20 protein-coding genes, 1 tRNA gene and 2 pseudogenes are annotated in these 18,638 nt (G+C 41.4%); 16 read left to right on the forward strand and 7 right to left on the reverse strand.

What is annotated here, in order from left to right; translation table 11 throughout:
- Positions 1 to 202: 202 nt before the first annotated feature.
- A complete protein-coding gene (locus PN470_RS21820) occupies positions 203 to 1,723 on the forward strand; it encodes an ArnT family glycosyltransferase (protein ID WP_271936468.1) in 1,521 nt (506 codons plus the stop codon).
- Positions 1,724 to 1,742: 19 nt separating this feature from the next.
- Here PN470_RS21820 and PN470_RS21825 read toward each other — a convergent pair whose 3' ends face one another.
- Complete coding sequence (locus PN470_RS21825; protein WP_002752906.1) at positions 1,743 to 2,279, reverse strand: metal-binding protein; 537 nt, start codon at positions 2,277 to 2,279, stop codon at positions 1,743 to 1,745.
- Between the two features lie 81 nt (positions 2,280 to 2,360).
- Here PN470_RS21825 and PN470_RS21830 point away from each other — a divergent pair.
- The 3 genes from PN470_RS21830 (at position 2,361) to PN470_RS21840 (ending at position 4,958) form a co-directional block, all read left to right on the forward strand.
- Positions 2,361 to 2,432: transfer RNA gene (locus PN470_RS21830), tRNA-Val, on the forward strand.
- A 157-nt stretch (positions 2,433 to 2,589) separates the two neighbouring features.
- Positions 2,590 to 2,937, forward strand: coding sequence for a YkgJ family cysteine cluster protein (locus PN470_RS21835; protein ID WP_103112526.1), 348 nt, complete (start codon positions 2,590 to 2,592; stop codon positions 2,935 to 2,937).
- Positions 2,938 to 3,533: 596 nt separating this feature from the next.
- On the forward strand, positions 3,534 to 4,958 hold the full coding sequence (locus tag PN470_RS21840) for an AAA-like domain-containing protein (protein WP_271936472.1): 1,425 nt from the start codon (positions 3,534 to 3,536) through the stop codon (positions 4,956 to 4,958).
- Positions 4,959 to 5,173: 215 nt separating this feature from the next.
- On the opposite strand, the gene PN470_RS21845 is transcribed toward PN470_RS21840, so the two are convergent.
- A complete protein-coding gene (locus tag PN470_RS21845; protein ID WP_012267867.1) occupies positions 5,174 to 5,437 on the reverse strand; it encodes a ParE family toxin-like protein in 264 nt (87 codons plus the stop codon).
- The gene (locus PN470_RS21850) at positions 5,434 to 5,664 is read right to left on the reverse strand and encodes a hypothetical protein (protein ID WP_002775250.1); all 231 of its coding nucleotides are present in this window, start codon (positions 5,662 to 5,664) and stop codon (positions 5,434 to 5,436) included. The genes PN470_RS21845 and PN470_RS21850 overlap by 4 nt, the downstream gene beginning before the upstream one ends.
- A gap of 152 nt (positions 5,665 to 5,816) precedes the next feature.
- Here PN470_RS21850 and PN470_RS21855 point away from each other — a divergent pair, with 152 nt between their 5' ends.
- The 9 genes and pseudogenes from PN470_RS21855 to PN470_RS21895 all read left to right on the forward strand — a co-directional run bounded on the left by PN470_RS21855 (position 5,817) and on the right by PN470_RS21895 (position 10,624).
- Positions 5,817 to 5,939 (forward strand): hypothetical protein, encoded by a 123-nt coding sequence (locus tag PN470_RS21855; RefSeq protein WP_271936475.1) that lies wholly within the window; start codon positions 5,817 to 5,819, stop codon positions 5,937 to 5,939.
- 11 nt (positions 5,940 to 5,950) lie between these two features.
- On the forward strand, positions 5,951 to 6,271 hold the full coding sequence (locus PN470_RS21860) for a hemolysin XhlA family protein (RefSeq protein WP_002734355.1): 321 nt from the start codon (positions 5,951 to 5,953) through the stop codon (positions 6,269 to 6,271).
- 316 nt (positions 6,272 to 6,587) lie between these two features.
- Positions 6,588 to 7,301 (forward strand): annotated as a pseudogene (locus PN470_RS21865) (formylglycine-generating enzyme family protein); the annotation flags it as partial.
- A 437-nt stretch (positions 7,302 to 7,738) separates the two neighbouring features.
- Positions 7,739 to 7,948, forward strand: a complete 210-nt coding sequence (locus PN470_RS21870) for a hypothetical protein (protein ID WP_002733138.1) — start codon at positions 7,739 to 7,741, stop codon at positions 7,946 to 7,948.
- Entirely contained in the window at positions 7,945 to 8,211 is a 267-nt protein-coding gene (locus PN470_RS21875) for a type II toxin-antitoxin system RelE family toxin (protein WP_002734670.1), read from the forward strand. Before PN470_RS21870 ends, PN470_RS21875 begins: the two co-directional genes overlap by 4 nt.
- Positions 8,212 to 8,831: 620 nt before the next feature.
- A pseudogene (locus PN470_RS22285) lies at positions 8,832 to 9,223 on the forward strand (type II toxin-antitoxin system RelE/ParE family toxin).
- On the forward strand, positions 9,216 to 9,512 hold the full coding sequence (locus tag PN470_RS21885) for a helix-turn-helix domain-containing protein (protein ID WP_002731911.1): 297 nt from the start codon (positions 9,216 to 9,218) through the stop codon (positions 9,510 to 9,512). Before PN470_RS22285 ends, PN470_RS21885 begins: the two are co-directional and overlap by 8 nt.
- A gap of 435 nt (positions 9,513 to 9,947) precedes the next feature.
- Entirely contained in the window at positions 9,948 to 10,322 is a 375-nt protein-coding gene (locus tag PN470_RS21890; protein WP_002734817.1) for a type II toxin-antitoxin system RelE/ParE family toxin, read from the forward strand.
- A complete protein-coding gene (locus PN470_RS21895; RefSeq protein WP_002732780.1) occupies positions 10,319 to 10,624 on the forward strand; it encodes a hypothetical protein in 306 nt (101 codons plus the stop codon). The genes PN470_RS21890 and PN470_RS21895 overlap by 4 nt, the downstream gene beginning before the upstream one ends.
- A 306-nt stretch (positions 10,625 to 10,930) precedes the next feature.
- Here PN470_RS21895 and PN470_RS21900 read toward each other — a convergent pair whose 3' ends face one another.
- The 4 genes from PN470_RS21900 to PN470_RS21915 form a co-directional block, all read right to left on the reverse strand.
- Positions 10,931 to 11,335 (reverse strand): type II toxin-antitoxin system VapC family toxin, encoded by a 405-nt coding sequence (locus tag PN470_RS21900; RefSeq protein WP_002750899.1) that lies wholly within the window; start codon positions 11,333 to 11,335, stop codon positions 10,931 to 10,933.
- A gap of 6 nt (positions 11,336 to 11,341) precedes the next feature.
- On the reverse strand, positions 11,342 to 11,785 hold the full coding sequence (locus PN470_RS21905) for a hypothetical protein (protein ID WP_271936482.1): 444 nt from the start codon (positions 11,783 to 11,785) through the stop codon (positions 11,342 to 11,344).
- 64 nt (positions 11,786 to 11,849) lie between these two features.
- Complete coding sequence (locus PN470_RS21910) at positions 11,850 to 12,107, reverse strand: hypothetical protein (RefSeq protein WP_002733843.1); 258 nt, start codon at positions 12,105 to 12,107, stop codon at positions 11,850 to 11,852.
- A 362-nt stretch (positions 12,108 to 12,469) separates the two neighbouring features.
- Positions 12,470 to 14,842, reverse strand: coding sequence for an ATP-binding response regulator (locus PN470_RS21915; RefSeq protein ID WP_103112529.1), 2,373 nt, complete (start codon positions 14,840 to 14,842; stop codon positions 12,470 to 12,472).
- A 489-nt stretch (positions 14,843 to 15,331) separates the two neighbouring features.
- Between PN470_RS21915 and PN470_RS21925 the strand changes: the two genes are divergently transcribed.
- The 3 genes from PN470_RS21925 (at position 15,332) to kaiC (ending at position 18,388) form a co-directional block, all read left to right on the forward strand.
- Positions 15,332 to 16,261 (forward strand): circadian clock protein KaiA, encoded by a 930-nt coding sequence (locus PN470_RS21925; protein WP_002750903.1) that lies wholly within the window; start codon positions 15,332 to 15,334, stop codon positions 16,259 to 16,261.
- 56 nt (positions 16,262 to 16,317) lie between these two features.
- The gene (gene kaiB, locus PN470_RS21930; RefSeq protein WP_002733742.1) at positions 16,318 to 16,632 is read left to right on the forward strand and encodes a circadian clock protein KaiB; all 315 of its coding nucleotides are present in this window, start codon (positions 16,318 to 16,320) and stop codon (positions 16,630 to 16,632) included.
- Positions 16,633 to 16,825: 193 nt separating this feature from the next.
- Positions 16,826 to 18,388 (forward strand): circadian clock protein KaiC, encoded by a 1,563-nt coding sequence (gene kaiC / locus PN470_RS21935; RefSeq protein WP_002743493.1) that lies wholly within the window; start codon positions 16,826 to 16,828, stop codon positions 18,386 to 18,388.
- Positions 18,389 to 18,638: the final 250 nt, after the last annotated feature.

Raw genomic sequence — 18,638 nt, forward strand, 5'->3', positions numbered from 1 at the left:
CACCCCCCTTATCAAGGGGGGACTAAGGGGGGATCGGCACCCCCCTTATCAAGGGGGGACTAAGGGGGGATCGGCACCCCCCTTATCAAGGGGGGCAGGGGGGATCGAACCTAAAATCCATTTTTAATTTAATTATAACCATCTACTTAACTGATGTCTCGATCTGTGATAAGATACGCAGCAATTCTTGTCCAGAAAAGTTATGAATAGGAAATCTGATCGTTTTGATTTAATAGCATTAATTGCTATTGCTGTTTTTTTCCTAGGGATCGTTTTCTGGAAAGTCCCGCTTGATTATCCCTATATAGTTAATTTTGATGAAGCGGTGGCTCTGGTACTTGTCTACGTCACCAAACAAGGTTATCGTCTCTACGAACAAGTTTGGTACGATCATTTATCGGGGTTATCTCTTTTACTAAATAGTTGGTTAAGCCTGACAGGATTTACTATCCATGCAGCCCGCCTTATGATGCTTTCTTTGTCCACAATTATGTTAGGAATTTTTTATCTAATTCTGAGAGTTAATTGCGGAATATTAGCCTCTTGTTTATCAGTATTTATTCTCTCAACCTGTCTAGTGTATATTACCCTGTCAACGGTAGTGATGCAGGAGTTACCCTCACTTTTTTTTACAATCCTAAGTATTTTTATCATCTTTAAAGCCTTTCAATCCATGGGTAAGCTTAAGTATGGACTCTATTTACTCAGTGCCATTGCTTTTGTTTTTTCCCTGCAAATTAAACTTGCAGGCATTACTATTATCCCAACTGTAGCTTTAATTATTTTTCTCAATCAACAGAATAGTTTTATTAAAAGAATCATTGATATTATTATTTGGTCAGTCGCTGTTATTTTAGTCTTTGTCTTGGGTTCCCTGACTATTTTTCCTTTTTCCTACGAAAATGTTATTAAATCTCATGTCAGTGTTGCCGCTAGTTTCGCTCAAGACAATCTCACCTTATGGACTCTCTTACAAAGCGCCCTACAGTACGAACCAATTTATCTAATCGTGACAGCGATAGCTATTATAGCGATGGTTTTTACTCGCAACATAATACCACTTTTACCGCCCTTGGTCTGGTTAGGTTCTAATCTGTTCAGATTTGCTACAGTCGCCCCAATTTGGCCTCATTATTATATCCATTTAATTATTCCCGCCGTTTGGATAATTGCCTTGTTTGTCGAACAGTTAAAAATTACTGATAGCCTCGGAGAATTTAGGCAAAATCGAAAAATAACCCAGAAATTAGTTCTCAAAATGCTAATTTTTCTACCCCTGTCTGGTCAATTTCTCTTTAATACCTTAAGAATAATCACCAATCGTGATCCTGGAATTAATGCCTACGTTCAATATAATAAAAAGTATAAACCTCTTTTAGCAGAAGCTGTGTTTGAAAAATTTAAAAACTCCGATAAACTTCTGTTAACCGATAATTCTCACTACATATATAAATATTTCTTGAAAACACCCCCAGAAACGGCTGTCATCACCAGAAAGAGATTTCTCAATCAGAATCTCGATGGGGATTTTATCCTAGAAGTTATTGAAAAAAGACAGCCAGATTTGGTTTTCCTCTATCGATTTGAAAAGGAATTTCTGCAATCACCAAAACTCAAAGATTATCTAGAGAAAAACTATATCCAGTTCCCCGACCGGCAAGACAAAGGAACTCTCTTTATCAGTCCAAAAACTTGGCAAGAATATCAAAGGAAGGCTAATTAGAAATTGTGGACGGGGATTATTAACGTTTTTTCTTTTTTACCGGTTTTTGAGCCACTTTTCGAGAACGTTTGTAGGCCGATCCGATCCAATCACTACAACTATGACTCATCGCTCCTAATTCTAAACCCAGGAAAATAGCGATCGCTACCCGGGGATACTGTTGCCATAATGCGATCGCTTGCTGCGGCCACAGTCGCCAATCCCAGTCTATACCCCAGAAACTTTGCAGGATCGGAATGATCACGATCGCCGCTAGTAAAAGAAAACTACCAAGATAAAATAACCGAAAAATTGTGCCGATCAATAAACCGTGGGATAACCAACCGCGATGACGGATCATAGAACGATAGGGTAGCCACAACCAGCGCAGATAACCCCAACGTTTGTATTGTACCGAGTGGATGTCAAGATCTGGCCCAAACAGGAATCCGCTAAACAAATAACTGGCCAAGAGTAACAGGGTTAATTTACCACTGCCACTGACCAAAAAACTCGCCCCCGCAATCGGTAGCAGCAAAATTAGGGTAATGCGATCGTGAGTTCGACCAGAGGGCATCGGAAAAAAATTAACTCGCTCAAAAAAATAATATACTTTTTTGAAAATATATGTTATACTGAGAAAATACGAAATTGATTCGGGCGTTTAGCTCAGTGGTAGAGCGCCTGCCTTACAAGCAGGATGCCGTAAGTTCGACCCTTACAACGCCCATTTTATTAGATTCTTGCCTTGTCAAGCTTTCACTCCCGATCGCCAGTTGAGATTAAAACTATCGAGGGTAATTGCTGCTGGAACGGGGAATAGGGACTATTTGCTAGTAAGCTAGTCAGTAGGTACTAGGATTAATTCATCGCGGCACACCGGTTATATGGCCAATTGGAAATGTATTAAAAATTGTGGAGCTTGTTGTCAACTAAATCCCGATGAGCGTCCTGACTTAGAAGAATATCTGACTCCCGCACAATTAACTCAATATCTCAGCATGGTGGGGGAAGGGGGTTGGTGTATAAACTTTGATCGCCAAACCCGTCTCTGTACCATTTATGACCAGAGACCAGAATTTTGTCGTGTTCAACCCGATATTTTTGCCAAAATGTATCAAATTACACCGGGAGAATTTGAGCAATTTGCGATCGATTGCTGTCATCAACACATTGAGGATCTTTATGGGGAAGATAGCCTAGAAATGAATAACTATCGTCAGCAAGTAGGCTAAGATTTACCCCTATCCCAGAAATAACTCAGACGGAGAAGAAAATAAGTGGTCTGGTTAGGCTCTTCTAGGTTCTGTGTGATCAGCTTAACTTACCATAGAAGCGATCGATCTTTGTGTCCTTTGTGCCTCTGTGGTTCGTTCCACCCCCTCGCTAGGAGGAATGTATCTTAGAATACATTTTACCCACCAAATCCAAGAGAGTCCTGGTTATTGTCCCGATCCTCTCCATCGCTAAACCAGTGACCCACTTTCCGCACTTCTTAACATTCAATTAATGATTTTACTCAAATATTGCTTACAACCCTTTGCCAGTAAGGATTATAGCTACAATCATCGATTTTTGTCAATGTAAAGAATTGTAAACTTCTTTCCCAGAAACAACCAATTATTGAAAATGTTCTCAATAGTAGTTTCTACAATGAAGGTTTTTCGTTAAAACATCTTGGGGAATGTAAAAATATATACAAGTATATGAAGATGTGCGGAATGTCGGCAAAAATTACGGAATCGATTGTTTCCCTGTTGAGGAGAAGTCTATAGGAAACTCAAAACCTCTAGGGGTGCAGAGTTTGAGTTCAGGACAGGGAAAAACTATCATGGAAAAACCAGAAAAACAGCGCCGCAGACGCGGGGTTGTCCTTACCCCCACGGGACTAGAAAAATTACTTACTGCTAAACAAGAAGCGGAATATCGGGATAACCGTGGTCATCGTTTCACCCTAGAAGTCCTCAGCGAGAAAACTCTTTTAGGGGTAGATACTCTGATGAAGGTATTTGCTTGTGAATCGGGAGTGGATAAACAAACCCTGAAACATTGTTTTCAAGCCTTTAATTTAACTTTAGAAAATAGCGATTATTATCGTCCTAACTTACCAGAAACTGATACTATTAATCCTCAACTATTGCCTGAGTTACCAGAGGGACAAGTCCCCCTCAATTCCCCCTTTTATATTAACAGAAACAATCTGGAACAGACTTGTTATCAAGAGATCTTGCGCGGAGGCAGTCTGATCCGGATTAATGCGGCCAGAAAAATGGGAAAAACTTCCCTGATAACCAGAATTATTAATTATGCACAACAACAGCAATACCATACGCTTTATTTCAGTTTTCGGTTAGCAGAAAGATCAATTTTTCAAGATTTAAATCAATGGCTGCGTTGGCTTTGTGTTAGTATTAGTCGCCAGTTAGATTTAGATAATGATCTCCCAGAGGATTGGGATGAATTATTAGGGGGTAAAATTAACTGTAAAATCTATCTAGAAAAGCATATTCTCTCCCATCTCGATCGACCTTTAGTGATTGCCTTTGATGATCTTGAATATCTTTTATCCTATCCACAGCTAAGGGAAGAATTTTTTAGTATTCTGCACCTGTGGCACGAGGAAGGCAAAAACAAACCCCTCTGGCAAAAATTACGTTTAATTGTTGCCTATTCCCCTGCACAGGAGCTTGATAAAACCTCAGATACCTATCAATCTCCTTTTAGTCTTGGTTTACCGATCGAATTGCCTAATTTTACCAGCGCACAAGTACGAGAATTAAGTCAAAGACAGGGATTAGATCAGAATTTTGACTCCGAAAAATTACGGATATTTCTAGGTGGTAATCCCTATTTAATTCGTCTTGCTTGTTATCATATTGCTCGGGGTGATTGTACCCTAGAAACCATTCTCGCTACTTCTATCGACGAGGAAAATAATATTTTTGCAGATCATCTTAAACGTTTACTTTCGTATCTGCAATACTTAAAGGGCAATTTAGCGGCTATCTTTGCTAAGGTGGTGATGGCAGAAAAAGACATAGAAATTGATTTAATGGCAGCTTTTCACCTAGAAAGTCTCGGACTGATTCACCGACAAGGTAAGTTTTGCCGAGTGAGTTGTCCTCTCTACCGTCAATATTTTGGCGAATATTTCCGGCAACGTTCTGTTTTTTTGCCTCAAAAAACTTCTATCCTCACCAAAAAAATTACGCTTGCTCACTTTGATACTTCCGAAAAAAGTCGCTATGCCATGTAGTTTATCGAATGTCATTAAGTAGTCGTGCAAAATAAATTTCCTAGTGAAGAAAGGCAAAAGGCAAAAGGCAAGAGGCAAGGGGGGGGTTAGATATGTGTAATTAATTTTGCTTAGGTACTTATGAGGGAGTGATGCTAAATCCTGTTTAAAAAGTACGGGAGAGTGCCAAGTGGGTTTTTAAAGTTCGAGTGGAATAGGCTTGTAGTTCCTGTGTTTTACGAATAAAACTTTTCGTACTCATCATGATCGCCAATCCAAAACCAGGTCACTGTATCCCCTGACAGCACTCCCAAAGCTCGATGACTCTTCGTTACACGCACTGACCAAATATCTTCGTCGCTGTCAATACACTTAAAATGTAACGATGGATGAAACGGATTCTCTACCCATAACCGATATGCTTTCCTGGCTCCGGCTTTGACTGCTGGTTTCAAGTCGCGATACTTCTGCCAAAATGAGGGCAATGTCGCGGAATTCATAGCTGCTCATAATCCATCGGCGCGGACAATCCTGCCGCAATCTCTTCTTTGGCTTTTCGGGCTGCTGCGACTAGATTATTCTTCGTCTGTTTAAACGACTGATCCCATCGTTTTTCTTCTTCAATTTCTGCAATATAAGCTCGAACATACTCTACTAACTGCTCTTGAAGCTCATCAGGCAGAGACTCAACCATCTTGATGATCGTGGTAATAGCAGGAGAGGGCATAGCATCTATCAGCGCATTAGGTTTTCTCTATTCTACAACGTCCACCGCAAACCCAAAATGATATGATCTTTGTTTCCTCTGTGTCTGGAGTGGTTTTTATTAATGAGCCTTGCTCAAAACCAAACAATTCATAATTCAAGAGCGAGGTATTTATGGGTAAAGAAGAAGAAATACTTGAACAATGGCGAGAACTGACACCGGAAAAGCAACAAAAAGTTTTACAATTTGTTCAAACACTGAAATCTAAGTCAGAAACAACAGCACCACTTAATTAGGAGTCTAACCCATGAGCGGCCCCACCATCGAAACCGATTTAGGAAAAATCCTAGACCAGATTAATCAGAATCTTAAAGAGACCAATCAGAAGCTAGACGCGCTCCAGAAAGATGTCACAGAGATCAGGATTGTTCAAGTCAGATTCGAGGCCGAAGTAAAGGGAGATCTCAAGGCATTACAGGGAGAATTCAACACATTACAAGGTGATTTAAAAGAGATTAAAGGCTCCCAGAAAGCCCAAATTTGGGCATTAATCACCATCTTGGCAACAGCAGTTATCGGAACTGTCATCCGCTTTGTCATCACTGTTCCCCCTGTTAGCAACCCCTAACTTCCACTGCCGCGGAACAGGCTTCTGTTTCCTGTTTGATATTCAGGTACAATTAATCATATAATCGGTGCGTTACGGCGGATTATTAATTTTGGTTTTTTGACGGGATTTGTAACCGCTTAAGGGAGCCTACACTTTACTAATTCTTAAGATTCCCATAGTTCACCTACTTCAAAAATTTAGGAGGCTTGAAAAAATGTCAAAAAGATGGTCGCGCCGTAAAGTTTTAAAACAGTTGGGGTTAGTTACAGCCGGGAGTGTCGCTAGTGTTGTTTCTTCATGTCAGTCTATTACTCAATTTCGTCCTCAACCGATTACAGAGAAACTACCCAAGGGAGTAACACTGGAGATGGTAGGCTTACCAGCAGGTCAATTTCTCATGGGATCTCCTGACAGTGGTCCCGATGCTAAAAGTGAGGAAAAGCCTCAACATCTAGTTAAAGTCAACAGTTTTGCGATTGGCAAATATCCGGTGACTCAGGCACAATATGAAGCGGTAATGGGAAACAATCCCTCTTGGTTTCCAAACAATCCCCAAAATCCGGTAGAAAAGGTTAGTTGGGATGCTACTCAAGCCTTTTGCCAAAAATTGAGTCAAATAACCGGGAAAACCTATCGCCTCCCCACAGAAGCGGAATGGGAGTATGCTTGTCGTGCGGGGACAACTACTCGCTATTATTTCGGTGATGATGCTAATCAGTTAGGAGATTACGCTTGGTATGTAGGAAATTCTCGGCAGACAACTCATCCTGTTGGCCAGAAAAAGCCCAATGCTTGGGGACTGTATGACATGAGTGGCAATGTTTGGGAGTGGTGCGAAGACAATGGGCATGATAGCTATGAGAATGCGCCAAAAGATGGCAGTGCTTGGCTGACAAATGATAATGATTATCGAATACTGCGGGGCGGTTCTGGGTACACCATTCCAGATCGCTGCCGTTCCGCTTACCGCTTCAAGGAGGCCCGCCGCGACGACTTCTTCAACTACTACGGTTTTCGGGTGGTGAGCGGTGCTGGGAGGACTCTGTAACCCTTTTCCCCTTTTTTTCCCTTTTTACCCTTTTTTACTTTTTTCAATTTTTCTCTTTTTCCCGCCTAGCGGCGGGTCGATTTTTTTGGAAAAAATTGAGGTAGTAATCTGTAGGTTAAGTTAAGGTTCGTAGTTGCGCTGAATTCGCCAACTTCTGGGGAAAATCGGGCTAGAGCCTCGACAACGAACCTAGTTTTATTACATAGTGAATCTGTGAATGATAATGCTCTCATCGATCAACTCAAACAAGCAGCGATCACCGATCTCGTAAGGTGCGTTAATATTAATGTAACGCACCAGCCAACTTGACATGGTGGGTTACTGTAACCTGTAATATATATAGCGGTATTCAAAGTCATGAAGTACGCCGATTTTCTGGCTTGTTACCTGTTACCTCGCTCCCCATTCATAATTCATAATTCAAAGGACTAACCGCAATGTCATCGATCATTACTGAAGAAAAAACCAAAGAAATCCTAACCGAAATCCTCATTGAAATGATGCAAAACAAACGGGAACTATTTTATGAAATTGTTATCGAAGCCTTAGAAGATATTGGTTTAGCTAATGCTATTATGGAAGGATTAAATGGTGAATTTGTTCCAGAAGAAGAAGTTTTTGCTATTCTCAATGGAGAAGCTGAATGAAAATTCAATTTGTAGCTAAATTTTCCAAAGACTTAAGAAAAATTAAAGATCAAAAACTATTATCTGAGATCAAAACTGTTGTCAATGAATGCAAATTAGCTCAAACACTGGATGATATAAAAAACCTCAAAAAGCTTAAAGGTTATCAGGGTTTTTATCGTATCAAAATAGGAGATTATCGCATTGGTGTTGCAATTATTAACGATGAACTGATCTTTAGTCGATTCTTACACAGAAGAGAAGTTTATAGATTTTTTCCCTAATCCAATCCATAAAATCGTCCATTCTTTGGATAAGCCTGACTCTTTTGATAGCTTGTAGGGTGCGTGTTTGCGAGTACTTAAAGGAAATTTGTTAATAATTAAATTATGATTGCGCCGTAACGCACCATCTTAAGAAAATTGCTGCGTTACGCTATCACTAACGCACCCGACAAGAGCCGCCACTATGCCCTCTGTGTCTGGAGTGGTTTTTATTATGATTATTTAACTGCTACCGAATATCCCCCCGTAGCAATCTCTCCCTAGTAACAGGTTTCTAGTTCCTGTTTGATATTCAGGCAGAATGAATGATATAATTGGTGCGTGGGGCGTGGCTCTTTCGTTTAAAAGCTTGTCACCTGTAGAATATAACGATCTCAGGTTTTTTGTCAAGTCTAATTTTAGGAGTTTTGCTCACGGAAACATCAGCTTTTGGGGAACTCGATACTTAACGATGTTGATGTCTATTATCGCGGAATTTCTAAGTTTAATTTAGGAGATAAACAAGGGGCGATCGCATAATTCTTTTCAACGAGGTTATGAGCTATCCAGCAATTCGATACCCATAACCATCACCTGATTGCATTTATTGATTTTTCATCGCATACTATTTCAAAAGAAACGTGCCAAAGACAAAAATCATCTTTTATCAAGAAGTAGAAGGCATCTCACCCGTTGTTGAGTGGCTTCAGAAATTACTCAAAACTGATAAAAAGGATTTGCCAAATGTATAACCAAAATCGAACAACTTGCCGCACAAGGTCATGAACTGCGCCGCCCTGCTGCCGATTATCTCAGAAATGATATCTGGGAGCTTAGAGCCAAACAGGGAACCATACAATATCGAATCCTCTATTTTTATCATGGTCAAAATATAGCAATTATTGGTCATGCTCTTATCAAAAAAACTTCCGCCGTTCCCTCACAAGACATCGAGAGAATTATCCAAAGAAAAGCACAATTTAAACAAAATCCAGAACTTCATACTTATCAAGGAGAAATAAACAATGCCTAAAACCACAGATGCCGTAAAAATCATTCACCAAATGATTGCAGACGATCCCACAATCAAAGAACAAATTGCCCTAGAATCCCTCAACTCAGAAATCGCACAATTGATTTATGACGCTCGTATGAATGCTGGATTAACTCAACAACAACTAGCCGACCTAATCCATGTTGAGCAATCCGTTATTGAAGATCTAGAAGACGCTGACTATCAAGACAATCCCCTAATAATGCTACAAAAAATTGCCACTGCCCTTAATCAACGAGTCAAAATGAGCCTTGTTAGTAGCTTGTAGGGTGCGTGTTTGCGCGTATTTAAAGGAGATTTGTTAATAATTAAACTATGATCGCGCCGTAACGCAGCATCTTAAGAAAATTGGTGTGTTACGCTATCACTAACGCACCCGACAAGAGCCACCACTGTGTCTGGAGTGGTTTTTATTATGATTATTTAACTGCTACCGAATATCCCCCCCGCAGTAATCTCTCCCTAGTAACAGGTTTCTAGTTCCTGTTTGATATTCAGGCAGAATGAATGATATAATTGGTGCGTGGGGCGTGGCTCTCTCGTTTAAAAGCTTGTTACCTGTAAAATATAACAATCTCAGGTCTTTTGTCAAGTCTAATTTTAGGGGTTTTGCTCACGGAAACATCAGCTTTTGGGGAACTCGATACTTGACACTATTTAATTTATCATTTGTTAGAAAACTCACATATATAAAAGCTTTAATATGCCAAAAATACAACTTATTTTTTACCAAGATGAAAGAGGTAATATACCAATTATAGAATGGCTTGATAGTCTTCCTGGCAAAGCTCAAAACAAATGCTTTATCAAATTACAAAGACTGGCAGAACTAGGATATGAATTACGCAGACCAGAAGCAGACTTTTTGCGGGACAAAATTTATGAATTGAGAGTTAATTTTAAAGGAATAAATTATAGAATTCTTTATTTCTTTTATAAAAACAAAGCTGTGGTCATTTCTCATGGTATAATTAAAGAAAAAGAAGTTCTACCACTGGAAATCGAGCAAGCAATTAAAAACAAAGCTAAATTTGAAAAAAATCCCGAATTACACACCTATTTTCAGGAGTTGATATGAATACACACCAAACGACAGCCGATGGCTTACAAATTCTTTACCAACGTTATTATGCTAATAATCCAGAACGTCAATTAGAATTAGAAAAGGCTCGTATTGATGACGAAGTAGCCAGAAAAATATTTAAGATTAAGGAAACACATCATCTTTCAACAAAAGCTTTAGCAGAATTAATTAATACTGATGAATCTATTATTGAAGCCTTAGAAAATGCTGACTATGAAGGAAACTCTTTTTTGTTGCTAAATCTCATCGCTACAGCCCTAAAAATAAAGGTTAAATTTGAATTAGTTTCAGCCTAATTGTTTCAGTAATAAGATTTGACATTTCCCCGACCCGCTCCACCTCCTCAAGGAGGGGAAATCAAGGATATAATAGTATTAAGCTGTAGCGCATTTAAACTGGGTAAGTACCTAAGCAAAATTAATTACACATTTTGATAAAGCTCTTGCCTTTTGCCTTTTGCCTTTTGCCTATCTTCACTAGGAAATTTATTTTGCATGACTACTTATTAGGATGTTATAAAGCAAACTGCGAAACTCACTCTCTCCCTGCTCCCCCGCAACCTCAAATACCAATTTAAATGATGAACAGCTTATCTCCCTAAATCATCGCAGCCAATTTTCTACGGTTAATCTCTGAACTCTCAGCATATCTGAGTCATCAGAAATGAGGATGAGATTATGGCTAATAGCTGTTGCTGCAATGAGAATATCAGCCATTTGTATGGGGGTTCCTTTGCGCCTTAAATCAGCACAAATTGCTGCGGCTTCATGGACAATTTCCATTGTATCTAATAACAATACTCTTAAATCAGTGCGGCACAAATCCTGAAATCTTGCTAACTTATTCGTTGCTTTAACTGCTAATAATCCAGCCTCAGTTTCTAAATAGGTAATACAGCTTATAAAAACATCATTTCCTTGTAGTCTTACTTCACTTAATTTCTCAACAACTACTTGGTTGTCTTTGAGAATAGCTGTGACGATGTTAGTATCGAGTAGATAACCCACGACTATTTAATATTTTTGTCTAAAACTTGCGATCACTGCGTCAAACTCTGCCATTTGTTCCGCAGTTAAATCCTTCAGCATTCCCGCCATTGCTTGTACTCCCAAAACTTGCCTAATTTTCTGAGTTAGATTTTCATCGGACATCATTTCTAATTCTGAAGAAGAAAAATTTTGGCTTAGTAACTTCATTAAATACGCAACCATTTCGTCTCTATTTAAATCTTCTAATAAGCTCTCATTCTTGATAAAATAATCAATAATTGAGGCGACGCGATGAACGAGCCTAGCCTGAATTTTATCCTCGACCAGATCTGATTGAATAGAGAGTTGAGACATCTTTTCCTCCTTGAGAATGGTGTAGTGAGTTTTTTTAGTTATTATAACAATTTTCTCTCGCACTGCTAAATCGGCACTCGCACCGATACTGTCACTACTAGGGAGTGATACCATCGTTAATCTTCATCTCTCAACCAATAACCCCCGCAGCAATCTTTGTCAATCTGGTAATCACCATTTAATTGATCCCCGTAATATGTTGTAAAATCGTATCTAATTTTTGGTTAATCTCATCACGAAACTCTTCAAAATTCGATTGAAGCCGATCAACTTTATCTTCAAGATGATCAATTTCCTCATAGATCCGATCAAAACTCCGGTTTAGCTCTCTTCCTGTCACTTGGGTATCTTCCAGACGCTCCAGGCGCCGATTAAGACTCCTCAATTGACGCTCCACTTCATAATTTTTATCGTTCGGTTCCTGAGCTTGTGGCATAGGGAAAATCGTTGAATGAGAATGTCTTAACTCAATTATATGTTAACTTATTGACTAAATAAAGGATTCTACTTCTCTTAAATCAAGCTTTTAGGGTGTGTTAGGCGCGTATTTAAAGGAAATTTGTTAATAATTAAATTATGATCGCGCCGTGACGCACCATCTTAATTTGTAGGGTGCGTTAATGTTCTCGGTTCTTCTCTTTTTTTCACCTAACAGCTGGTCGATTTTTTTGAGAAAATTGAGTTAATAATCTCTAGGTTGAGTTAAGGTTTGTAGTTGCGCTTTAGCGCCAACTTCTGGGGAAAATCGGGCTAGAGCATCGACATTGCTTGTCATCCCAAGACTGGCCCGACTTACCCTTACTGTTCTTTGTGGCGAGAAAAAGCCAGATCAGCAGTCTCGATTACCTTTAATAGCTGTTCAATGCGGTTTTCCGTTGGGGGAGCCAAACAGGGAAAAACGACTAAACCGGGGATTTGATTGGCCACCTCGGTGACAGCCACATCAAGGGTGACTAGGGGTAAATTAGCGAGGGTTTGCGACTCGCTCAAGGTTTGCAGATAAGAGTATAAATCTTCCGCGATCGAACTATCGATTAAGATAGCGTCCACCTCCCAGACAGTGGCTAAAAGTTCCGCCTGTTCGCAACTATCGGCCTCGATAAAACGATAATTTTCCCGAACTAATTGATTATTCCAAATCCAGCTAAAGGAAGATAAATCGGAGAAATTGGGGGCATAATGACCGTGTAAACGCAGCAGAGTCGGAGCAGTGCGCTGTTTTCGGCTAGGAACAGGGGAAACGGTCAGATTCAGGCAAGCTTGCAGGGCTGCCGAGGTGATTGGTGGAACCAGAAAACTATCGGCCCCTTGCTGTTGACTGCGGTTGCGATCGGAATCGGCGGCGGTGACAATAACTTTTATATCTTTGGTTTGGGGATGGGATTTCAGCAGCGTTAACACATCCCAACCGGACAAGAGGGGTAGATTAGGATTGAGAAAAACACAACGGGGTTTTAACTGCCGGGCTTTTTCGATCGCCTCAGTGCCGCTACGGGCGATAATGGCTTTTAATCCCAATTCACTCAAGCGATCGACAAACTGTTCGATCACTTGGGGATTAGCTTCCACCACCAACACCAGACGCTGGGGAGTAGCGGACTCCTGCTCGGCACCTTGGGGATGAACCGGCAGTAGTAAAGTAAATTCACTACCTTCCCGAGCTTTGGAGACAAAAGATAGATCGCCACCGTGACAGCGTGCTAATTTTTGGCTGAGGACCAAACCTAAACCTGCGCCCTCAAATTGACGGGTGAAAGGACTTTCTAGCTGTTGGAATTTCTGAAAAATCAGATGCTGGGATTCTTCGGGAATACCGATACCCGTGTCCCAGACGGTAAAAGCCAGCCAATTTTCCCAACGATTGACTTTAATGCCCAAATTACCGCCATCAATGGTGAATTTTACCGCATTATCTAACAAATGCACTAACATCTGTTGTAAACGGGCCTCATCGGCCAGAACATAGTCTAACCCCGATTCGATGTCAAGACGATAGCTGCTGGGGAGATCGAGACGTTGGGGATACTTATCGACGATGATATCGTACACCCGTTGACAGAGGCGATCGATTTTGACTCTAGATAAAGTTAATTGTAGTTGTCCTGTCTCTAGGCGGGTTAAATCGAGGAGATCATTAACCAAAGCCATCAACTGACGACCGCTGCGATAGATTAAATCGGCATATTTGGACTGTCGGGGGTTAAGTTCACCGATTTTTTGTTCCCGGAGCAGACTGGAGAGACCGATAACGGCGGTGAGGGGCGATTTAAACTCATGGCTAACACAGGCGAGAAATTCATCCTTAAGACGATTTAAATGGACTAGATCGGCATTTTTAACCGCTAATTCCTGACAATATTGCTGTTGTTCGGTGATATCGGTGGCTAACAGTAACCATAGTCCTGAAGCTTTCTCGATCAAAGGATAATTATCCGTTAAATTTAACGGCACGGATAACAGGCGCCAAGTCTTAGTTAAACCCGATGTCAGCGTTTCCAGACGCTGGGGAAACAGGGGGGGAGTGGGGGATGGGAGGGTTAGGGGGTCATTAACTAAAGCCAAGGCAGAGTTATCGATATTAGCGGGGAAAGCTGCCCCGATTTGTTGACACCAAGCCTGATTTTGGTATAAAATCCCTGCTTCTGGACTGTAGAGCAGCAGCGGCAGCGGTAATTGTTCCAGAAATTCCAGAGGACGATCGCTGCGGGGGGGGATGCGATCGCTGATGCGGAGCTGCGGGGGGGGATCATCGAGAATCGAACGCCCGAGACAAAATTGGAGAAGTTTGCCCGTGTCTAAGCGTCCTAACAGTTTCCCCTGAGCATCGACTAAAATAGGGGCTTTTGCGATCGCTTCTCCCGTCAGGGTGGCCAGAAATTCACTCACGGCCATGCGCGAGTTAAGAGGGATAATTGGACGCAGCCAACCGCTCAGATCCAGACAGTTGGGGGAGGGGTTTCTGGTTTCGGGGTACTGCTGTTGATAGAGGAGGTAAGCGATCAGGGCTTGACTCTCAATCAGTCCTAGGGGACAATACCTCTCATCCACCACCACGATCACTTCCGGATTGCCGATGTTAATTAAATCTAAAAGACTAGCCCTGTCAACAATTAATTCACAGGTAGTGACGGATTGATTAAAGTGATGGAGACTGAGGGTAACGCTAGGCATGGGGATAATTAGGGGGCGGTGGCGGTAGCTTTAGGGCATAATTAGGGTTTGCGGCAAAAAGTTTTTCGGTGGGGGCAGGGTGTAGGGTCTAGGGTATAGGGTTTTACCGATTTTCAGGTGGTCAATTACCTAATTTTCAGGGCAAAAGTCCCTGAATTTTCCCCCTGATCACTCCCATCCCCGGCACTTTTGGATTTCAAAAAGGTCTAAAAGTCTTATCCAACAAGGTTTTTAGATTTATTCAGCCAGCCCTAATTAACAAACTGATGGCCAAACTATTAGTCGTCCTAGAACTTGAATTTATCTTGATTATGACGCTCGCTCATCTAGAGAACCGCTCCATTGATTACAATTAACTACGATACCTACTGCCAAAAAGCAAAGTTAACCTTTAACTTCCCTTAGCTGATGGCGGGGGGTTGTCTTCTCAACAGAGAAAGCCTAACCTATTGTTTGTCAATTTCTATCTACCTTGCGGGTGAGAAAACGTTGCCTCCGAGACTGACTATTTATGCTTTTGTCCCAACGGACTCACCCTTAACGGGGGTGAGTTCACCTCTGGGGCTGGTTAATTCTTTGACGGCTTTATTGGCTAATGAACGGTATAATCTAACCCTGGGGTCATCTTCTAGCGAACTATTGGCTAATATCGAGGCAGAGAAGGAAAAAATCGATTGTTTGCTGGTGGTCTTTCATCCTTCCCTACAGCCGACTTTTAATCAACTCTACGAAGGGGGGATTTTACTGCCAGTAGTGATCATTGTCGCTGACAAGAACATCGCTCCTGAGATGAATGACTCTCCCACCTGTCTCTATCATAGTGCCGAATTACAAATCACCGTCAAGGAATTAGACAGCATCACCTCGGTCATCGACCAAGCGATCGCTCGATTTCTCCATTTAGCTCCTAATTGCTCTTTTTCCGAGCGTACTACGATTGTTAACCAACCGAATCCCGTGGAAAATAATCACAGTTTTCTCCTCCTACAACAGCGCCGTTTAGCAGAAAAATTAAAAGAAAGACTCGGCTATTTAGGTGTTTACTACAAACGCAACCCGCAGCTATTCTATCGCAATCTTGCCCCGGAGGAAAAAAAAGAATTACTGCGGGAATTAAGAAGAGATTATCGGGAGATTATTTTAAATTACTTCCAACAGGATTATCCGATTAATCAAGCGATCGATGAATTGGTTAATAATGTCTTTTTTACCGATCTCTCAGTGTCGCAAATTCTGGAAATTCACATGGAGTTAATGGACGAATTTTCCCAACAGTTAAAATTAGAAGGCAGAAGTGAGGAAATTCTCCTAGATTATCGTCTCGCTCTCATTGATATCCTTGCTCACTTGGGGGAAATGTACCGTCGTTCCATACCTCGCGAGGATATCCCTTATGATTTATTATTGGGAATAGACTAAAATCTCTCCCATAAATAACAATAAACTCGTATCCCCAGCCCCTTTGATCTTAACCTATGAGCGTCTTTAAAAAAACCTATGTTTTAAAACTGTACGTCGCCGGGAACACCCCCAACTCCGTGCGTGCCTTAAAAACCCTGAAAAATATCCTAGAAGAGGAATTTCAGGGAGTGTATGCGCTCAAGGTGATTGACGTGCTGAAAAACCCGCAACTAGCGGAGGAAGACAAGATTCTCGCTACTCCTACCCTTGCGAAAGTCCTCCCTCCCCCGGTGCGGAAAATTATTGGTGATTTGTCCGATCGAGAGAAGGTTCTGATCGGTTTAGACTTACTATACGAGGAAATTCGTGAACGAGAAAATGATAGCTAGGTCTTTGTCCATAGTTGATTAGACGGGTTATATTGATTGAAGAAGAAATGATCGGGGCTTAATATAGTACCTCTAGGGGAAAGTCAAGAGTCAATGGAAATCGAGATAATGTAAAGTGTTTAGTCAGGCTTGATATGTTTCTGTGGAAAAATTAGATAAAAATCCTACTCTTTAAATACTCGCTGGATAAATAATGACTCAATCTAACTCTAATAGCCAATCGAATCCACCGATTAAACCGAAAGGTGTTCGCAAAATTAGAACCCTAATTGAAGGTTTTGATGAGATCACTCACGGTGGTTTACCCATGGGGAGAACTACCTTAGTTAGTGGCACTTCTGGCACGGGAAAAACCCTGCTTGCTGTGCAATTTCTCTACCACGGGATCAAGTATTTTGACTATCCGGGCCTGTTTGTTACTTTTGAAGAATCTCCCACCGATATTATCCAAAATGCCTATAGTTTTGGTTGGGATTTAGAAGAATTAATTGACCAGGGTAAATTATTTATTCTCGATGCTTCCCCGGATCCGGAAGGTCAAGAGGTGGTGGGTAGTTTTGATCTTTCGGCCCTAATCGAGCGCATTCAATACGCAATTACCAAATATAAAGCCAAACTGGTATCAATTGACTCTGTAACTGCCGTTTTTCAGCAGTACGAAGCGGCATCAGTGGTGCGGCGAGAAATTTTTCGGCTCGTGGCCCGGTTAAAATTATTAGAAGTGACTTCAATTATGACCACGGAACGTATCGAAGAATACGGAGCGGTGGCCCGTTTTGGTGTAGAGGAATTTGTCTCTGATAATGTGGTAATTATGCGGAACGTGCTAGAGGGAGAAAGGCGACGCAGAACCGCAGAAATCCTCAAATTACGGGGAACAACCCACATGAAGGGGGAATATCCCTTTACTATCACCAATGATGGCATTAATATCTTCCCCCTCGGTGCGATGCGTTTAACTCAGCGCTCCTCTAATGTCCGCATTTCTTCGGGAGTAAAAACCCTTGATGATATGTGTGGAGGCGGTTTTTTCAAGGATTCGATTATTTTGGCTACAGGAGCAACAGGTACGGGTAAAACTCTCTTAGTCAGTAAATTTCTGGAAGAAGGCTGTAGGCGCGGTGAGCGGGCGATTTTGTTCGCTTATGAAGAATCTCGCGCCCAATTGTCCCGAAATGCTTCTTCTTGGGGGATCGATTTTGAGGAGATGGAACGCAAGGGATTATTAAAATTATTGTGTTCTTACCCCGAATCGGCGGGATTAGAAGACCATTTACAGATGATTAAGTCGGAAATCTCGGAATTTAAACCCTCCCGCATTGCCATCGATTCTCTATCGGCGCTCGCTCGCGGGGTGACAAATAATGCTTTTCGGCAATTTGTGATCGGGGTGACAGGATACGCCAAACAGGAGGAAATTACGGGATTTTTCACCAATACCACCGACCAATTTATGGGAGCGCACTCGATCACTGAATCCCATATTTCTACGATTACCGACACGATTTTAATGTTGCAGTATGTGGAAATTCGCGGCGAAATGTCGCGAGCGATTAACGTCTTTAAGATGCGCGGTTCTTGGCACGATAAAGGCATTCGTGAATATACTATCAGTCAGGACGGGGCGGATATCAAGGATTCTTTCCGCAATTACGAGCGGATTATTAGTGGTTCCCCGACTAAAATTAGCGTCGATGAAAAGACTGAATTATCGCGGATTGTTCGCAATGTGCGTGAAAAATTACAGGATGAATAATCGGGAGTTGACTGATTGAGATTATTTTGAAGAGCGATCGGGTAAAGTCGGTCTTAGGGAAAATAACCACCAGATCAACAAACCTAAGCTAATCCAGAGAATATCTTTAACCAGGCGAATTTTTAAAAACTGTGCTTTCTAGATTTTTTGTCCTCAATCCAGACTTTTGGGGGGTTCTACCCCCCAAACCCCCCGTTGGGGGCGTGGCGCCGCCCCCAAACCCCCGCGCATTAGCTTTTCGGTGGGATGC

Source organism: Microcystis sp. CS-574 (assembly GCF_028329095.1).
In the GTDB taxonomy this organism is placed as follows: Bacteria; Cyanobacteriota; Cyanobacteriia; order Cyanobacteriales; family Microcystaceae; genus Microcystis; species Microcystis ichthyoblabe_A.

What these genes read in the sequence shown, in the direction of transcription:
- PN470_RS21820 (WP_271936468.1), top strand. Translation starts at nt 203, where the DNA reads ATGAATAGGAAATCTGATCGTTTTGATTTAATAGCATTAATTGCTATT.
- kaiB (WP_002733742.1), top strand. Translation starts at nt 16,318, where the DNA reads ATGAGCGTCTTTAAAAAAACCTATGTTTTAAAACTGTACGTCGCCGGG.
- PN470_RS21825 (WP_002752906.1), bottom strand. Translation starts at nt 2,279, where the DNA reads ATGCCCTCTGGTCGAACTCACGATCGCATTACCCTAATTTTGCTGCTA.
- PN470_RS21850 (WP_002775250.1), bottom strand. Translation starts at nt 5,664, where the DNA reads ATGCCCTCTCCTGCTATTACCACGATCATCAAGATGGTTGAGTCTCTG.
- kaiC (WP_002743493.1), top strand. Translation starts at nt 16,826, where the DNA reads ATGACTCAATCTAACTCTAATAGCCAATCGAATCCACCGATTAAACCG.
- PN470_RS21910 (WP_002733843.1), bottom strand. Translation starts at nt 12,107, where the DNA reads ATGCCACAAGCTCAGGAACCGAACGATAAAAATTATGAAGTGGAGCGT.
- PN470_RS21855 (WP_271936475.1), top strand. Translation starts at nt 5,817, where the DNA reads ATGGGTAAAGAAGAAGAAATACTTGAACAATGGCGAGAACTGACACCG.
- PN470_RS21895 (WP_002732780.1), top strand. Translation starts at nt 10,319, where the DNA reads ATGAATACACACCAAACGACAGCCGATGGCTTACAAATTCTTTACCAA.
- PN470_RS21840 (WP_271936472.1), top strand. Translation starts at nt 3,534, where the DNA reads ATGGAAAAACCAGAAAAACAGCGCCGCAGACGCGGGGTTGTCCTTACC.
- PN470_RS21845 (WP_012267867.1), bottom strand. Translation starts at nt 5,437, where the DNA reads ATGAATTCCGCGACATTGCCCTCATTTTGGCAGAAGTATCGCGACTTG.
- PN470_RS21875 (WP_002734670.1), top strand. Translation starts at nt 7,945, where the DNA reads ATGAAAATTCAATTTGTAGCTAAATTTTCCAAAGACTTAAGAAAAATT.
- PN470_RS21915 (WP_103112529.1), bottom strand. Translation starts at nt 14,842, where the DNA reads ATGCCTAGCGTTACCCTCAGTCTCCATCACTTTAATCAATCCGTCACT.
- PN470_RS21905 (WP_271936482.1), bottom strand. Translation starts at nt 11,785, where the DNA reads ATGGTATCACTCCCTAGTAGTGACAGTATCGGTGCGAGTGCCGATTTA.
- PN470_RS21890 (WP_002734817.1), top strand. Translation starts at nt 9,948, where the DNA reads ATGCCAAAAATACAACTTATTTTTTACCAAGATGAAAGAGGTAATATA.
- PN470_RS21870 (WP_002733138.1), top strand. Translation starts at nt 7,739, where the DNA reads ATGTCATCGATCATTACTGAAGAAAAAACCAAAGAAATCCTAACCGAA.
- PN470_RS21860 (WP_002734355.1), top strand. Translation starts at nt 5,951, where the DNA reads ATGAGCGGCCCCACCATCGAAACCGATTTAGGAAAAATCCTAGACCAG.
- PN470_RS21885 (WP_002731911.1), top strand. Translation starts at nt 9,216, where the DNA reads ATGCCTAAAACCACAGATGCCGTAAAAATCATTCACCAAATGATTGCA.
- PN470_RS21835 (WP_103112526.1), top strand. Translation starts at nt 2,590, where the DNA reads ATGGCCAATTGGAAATGTATTAAAAATTGTGGAGCTTGTTGTCAACTA.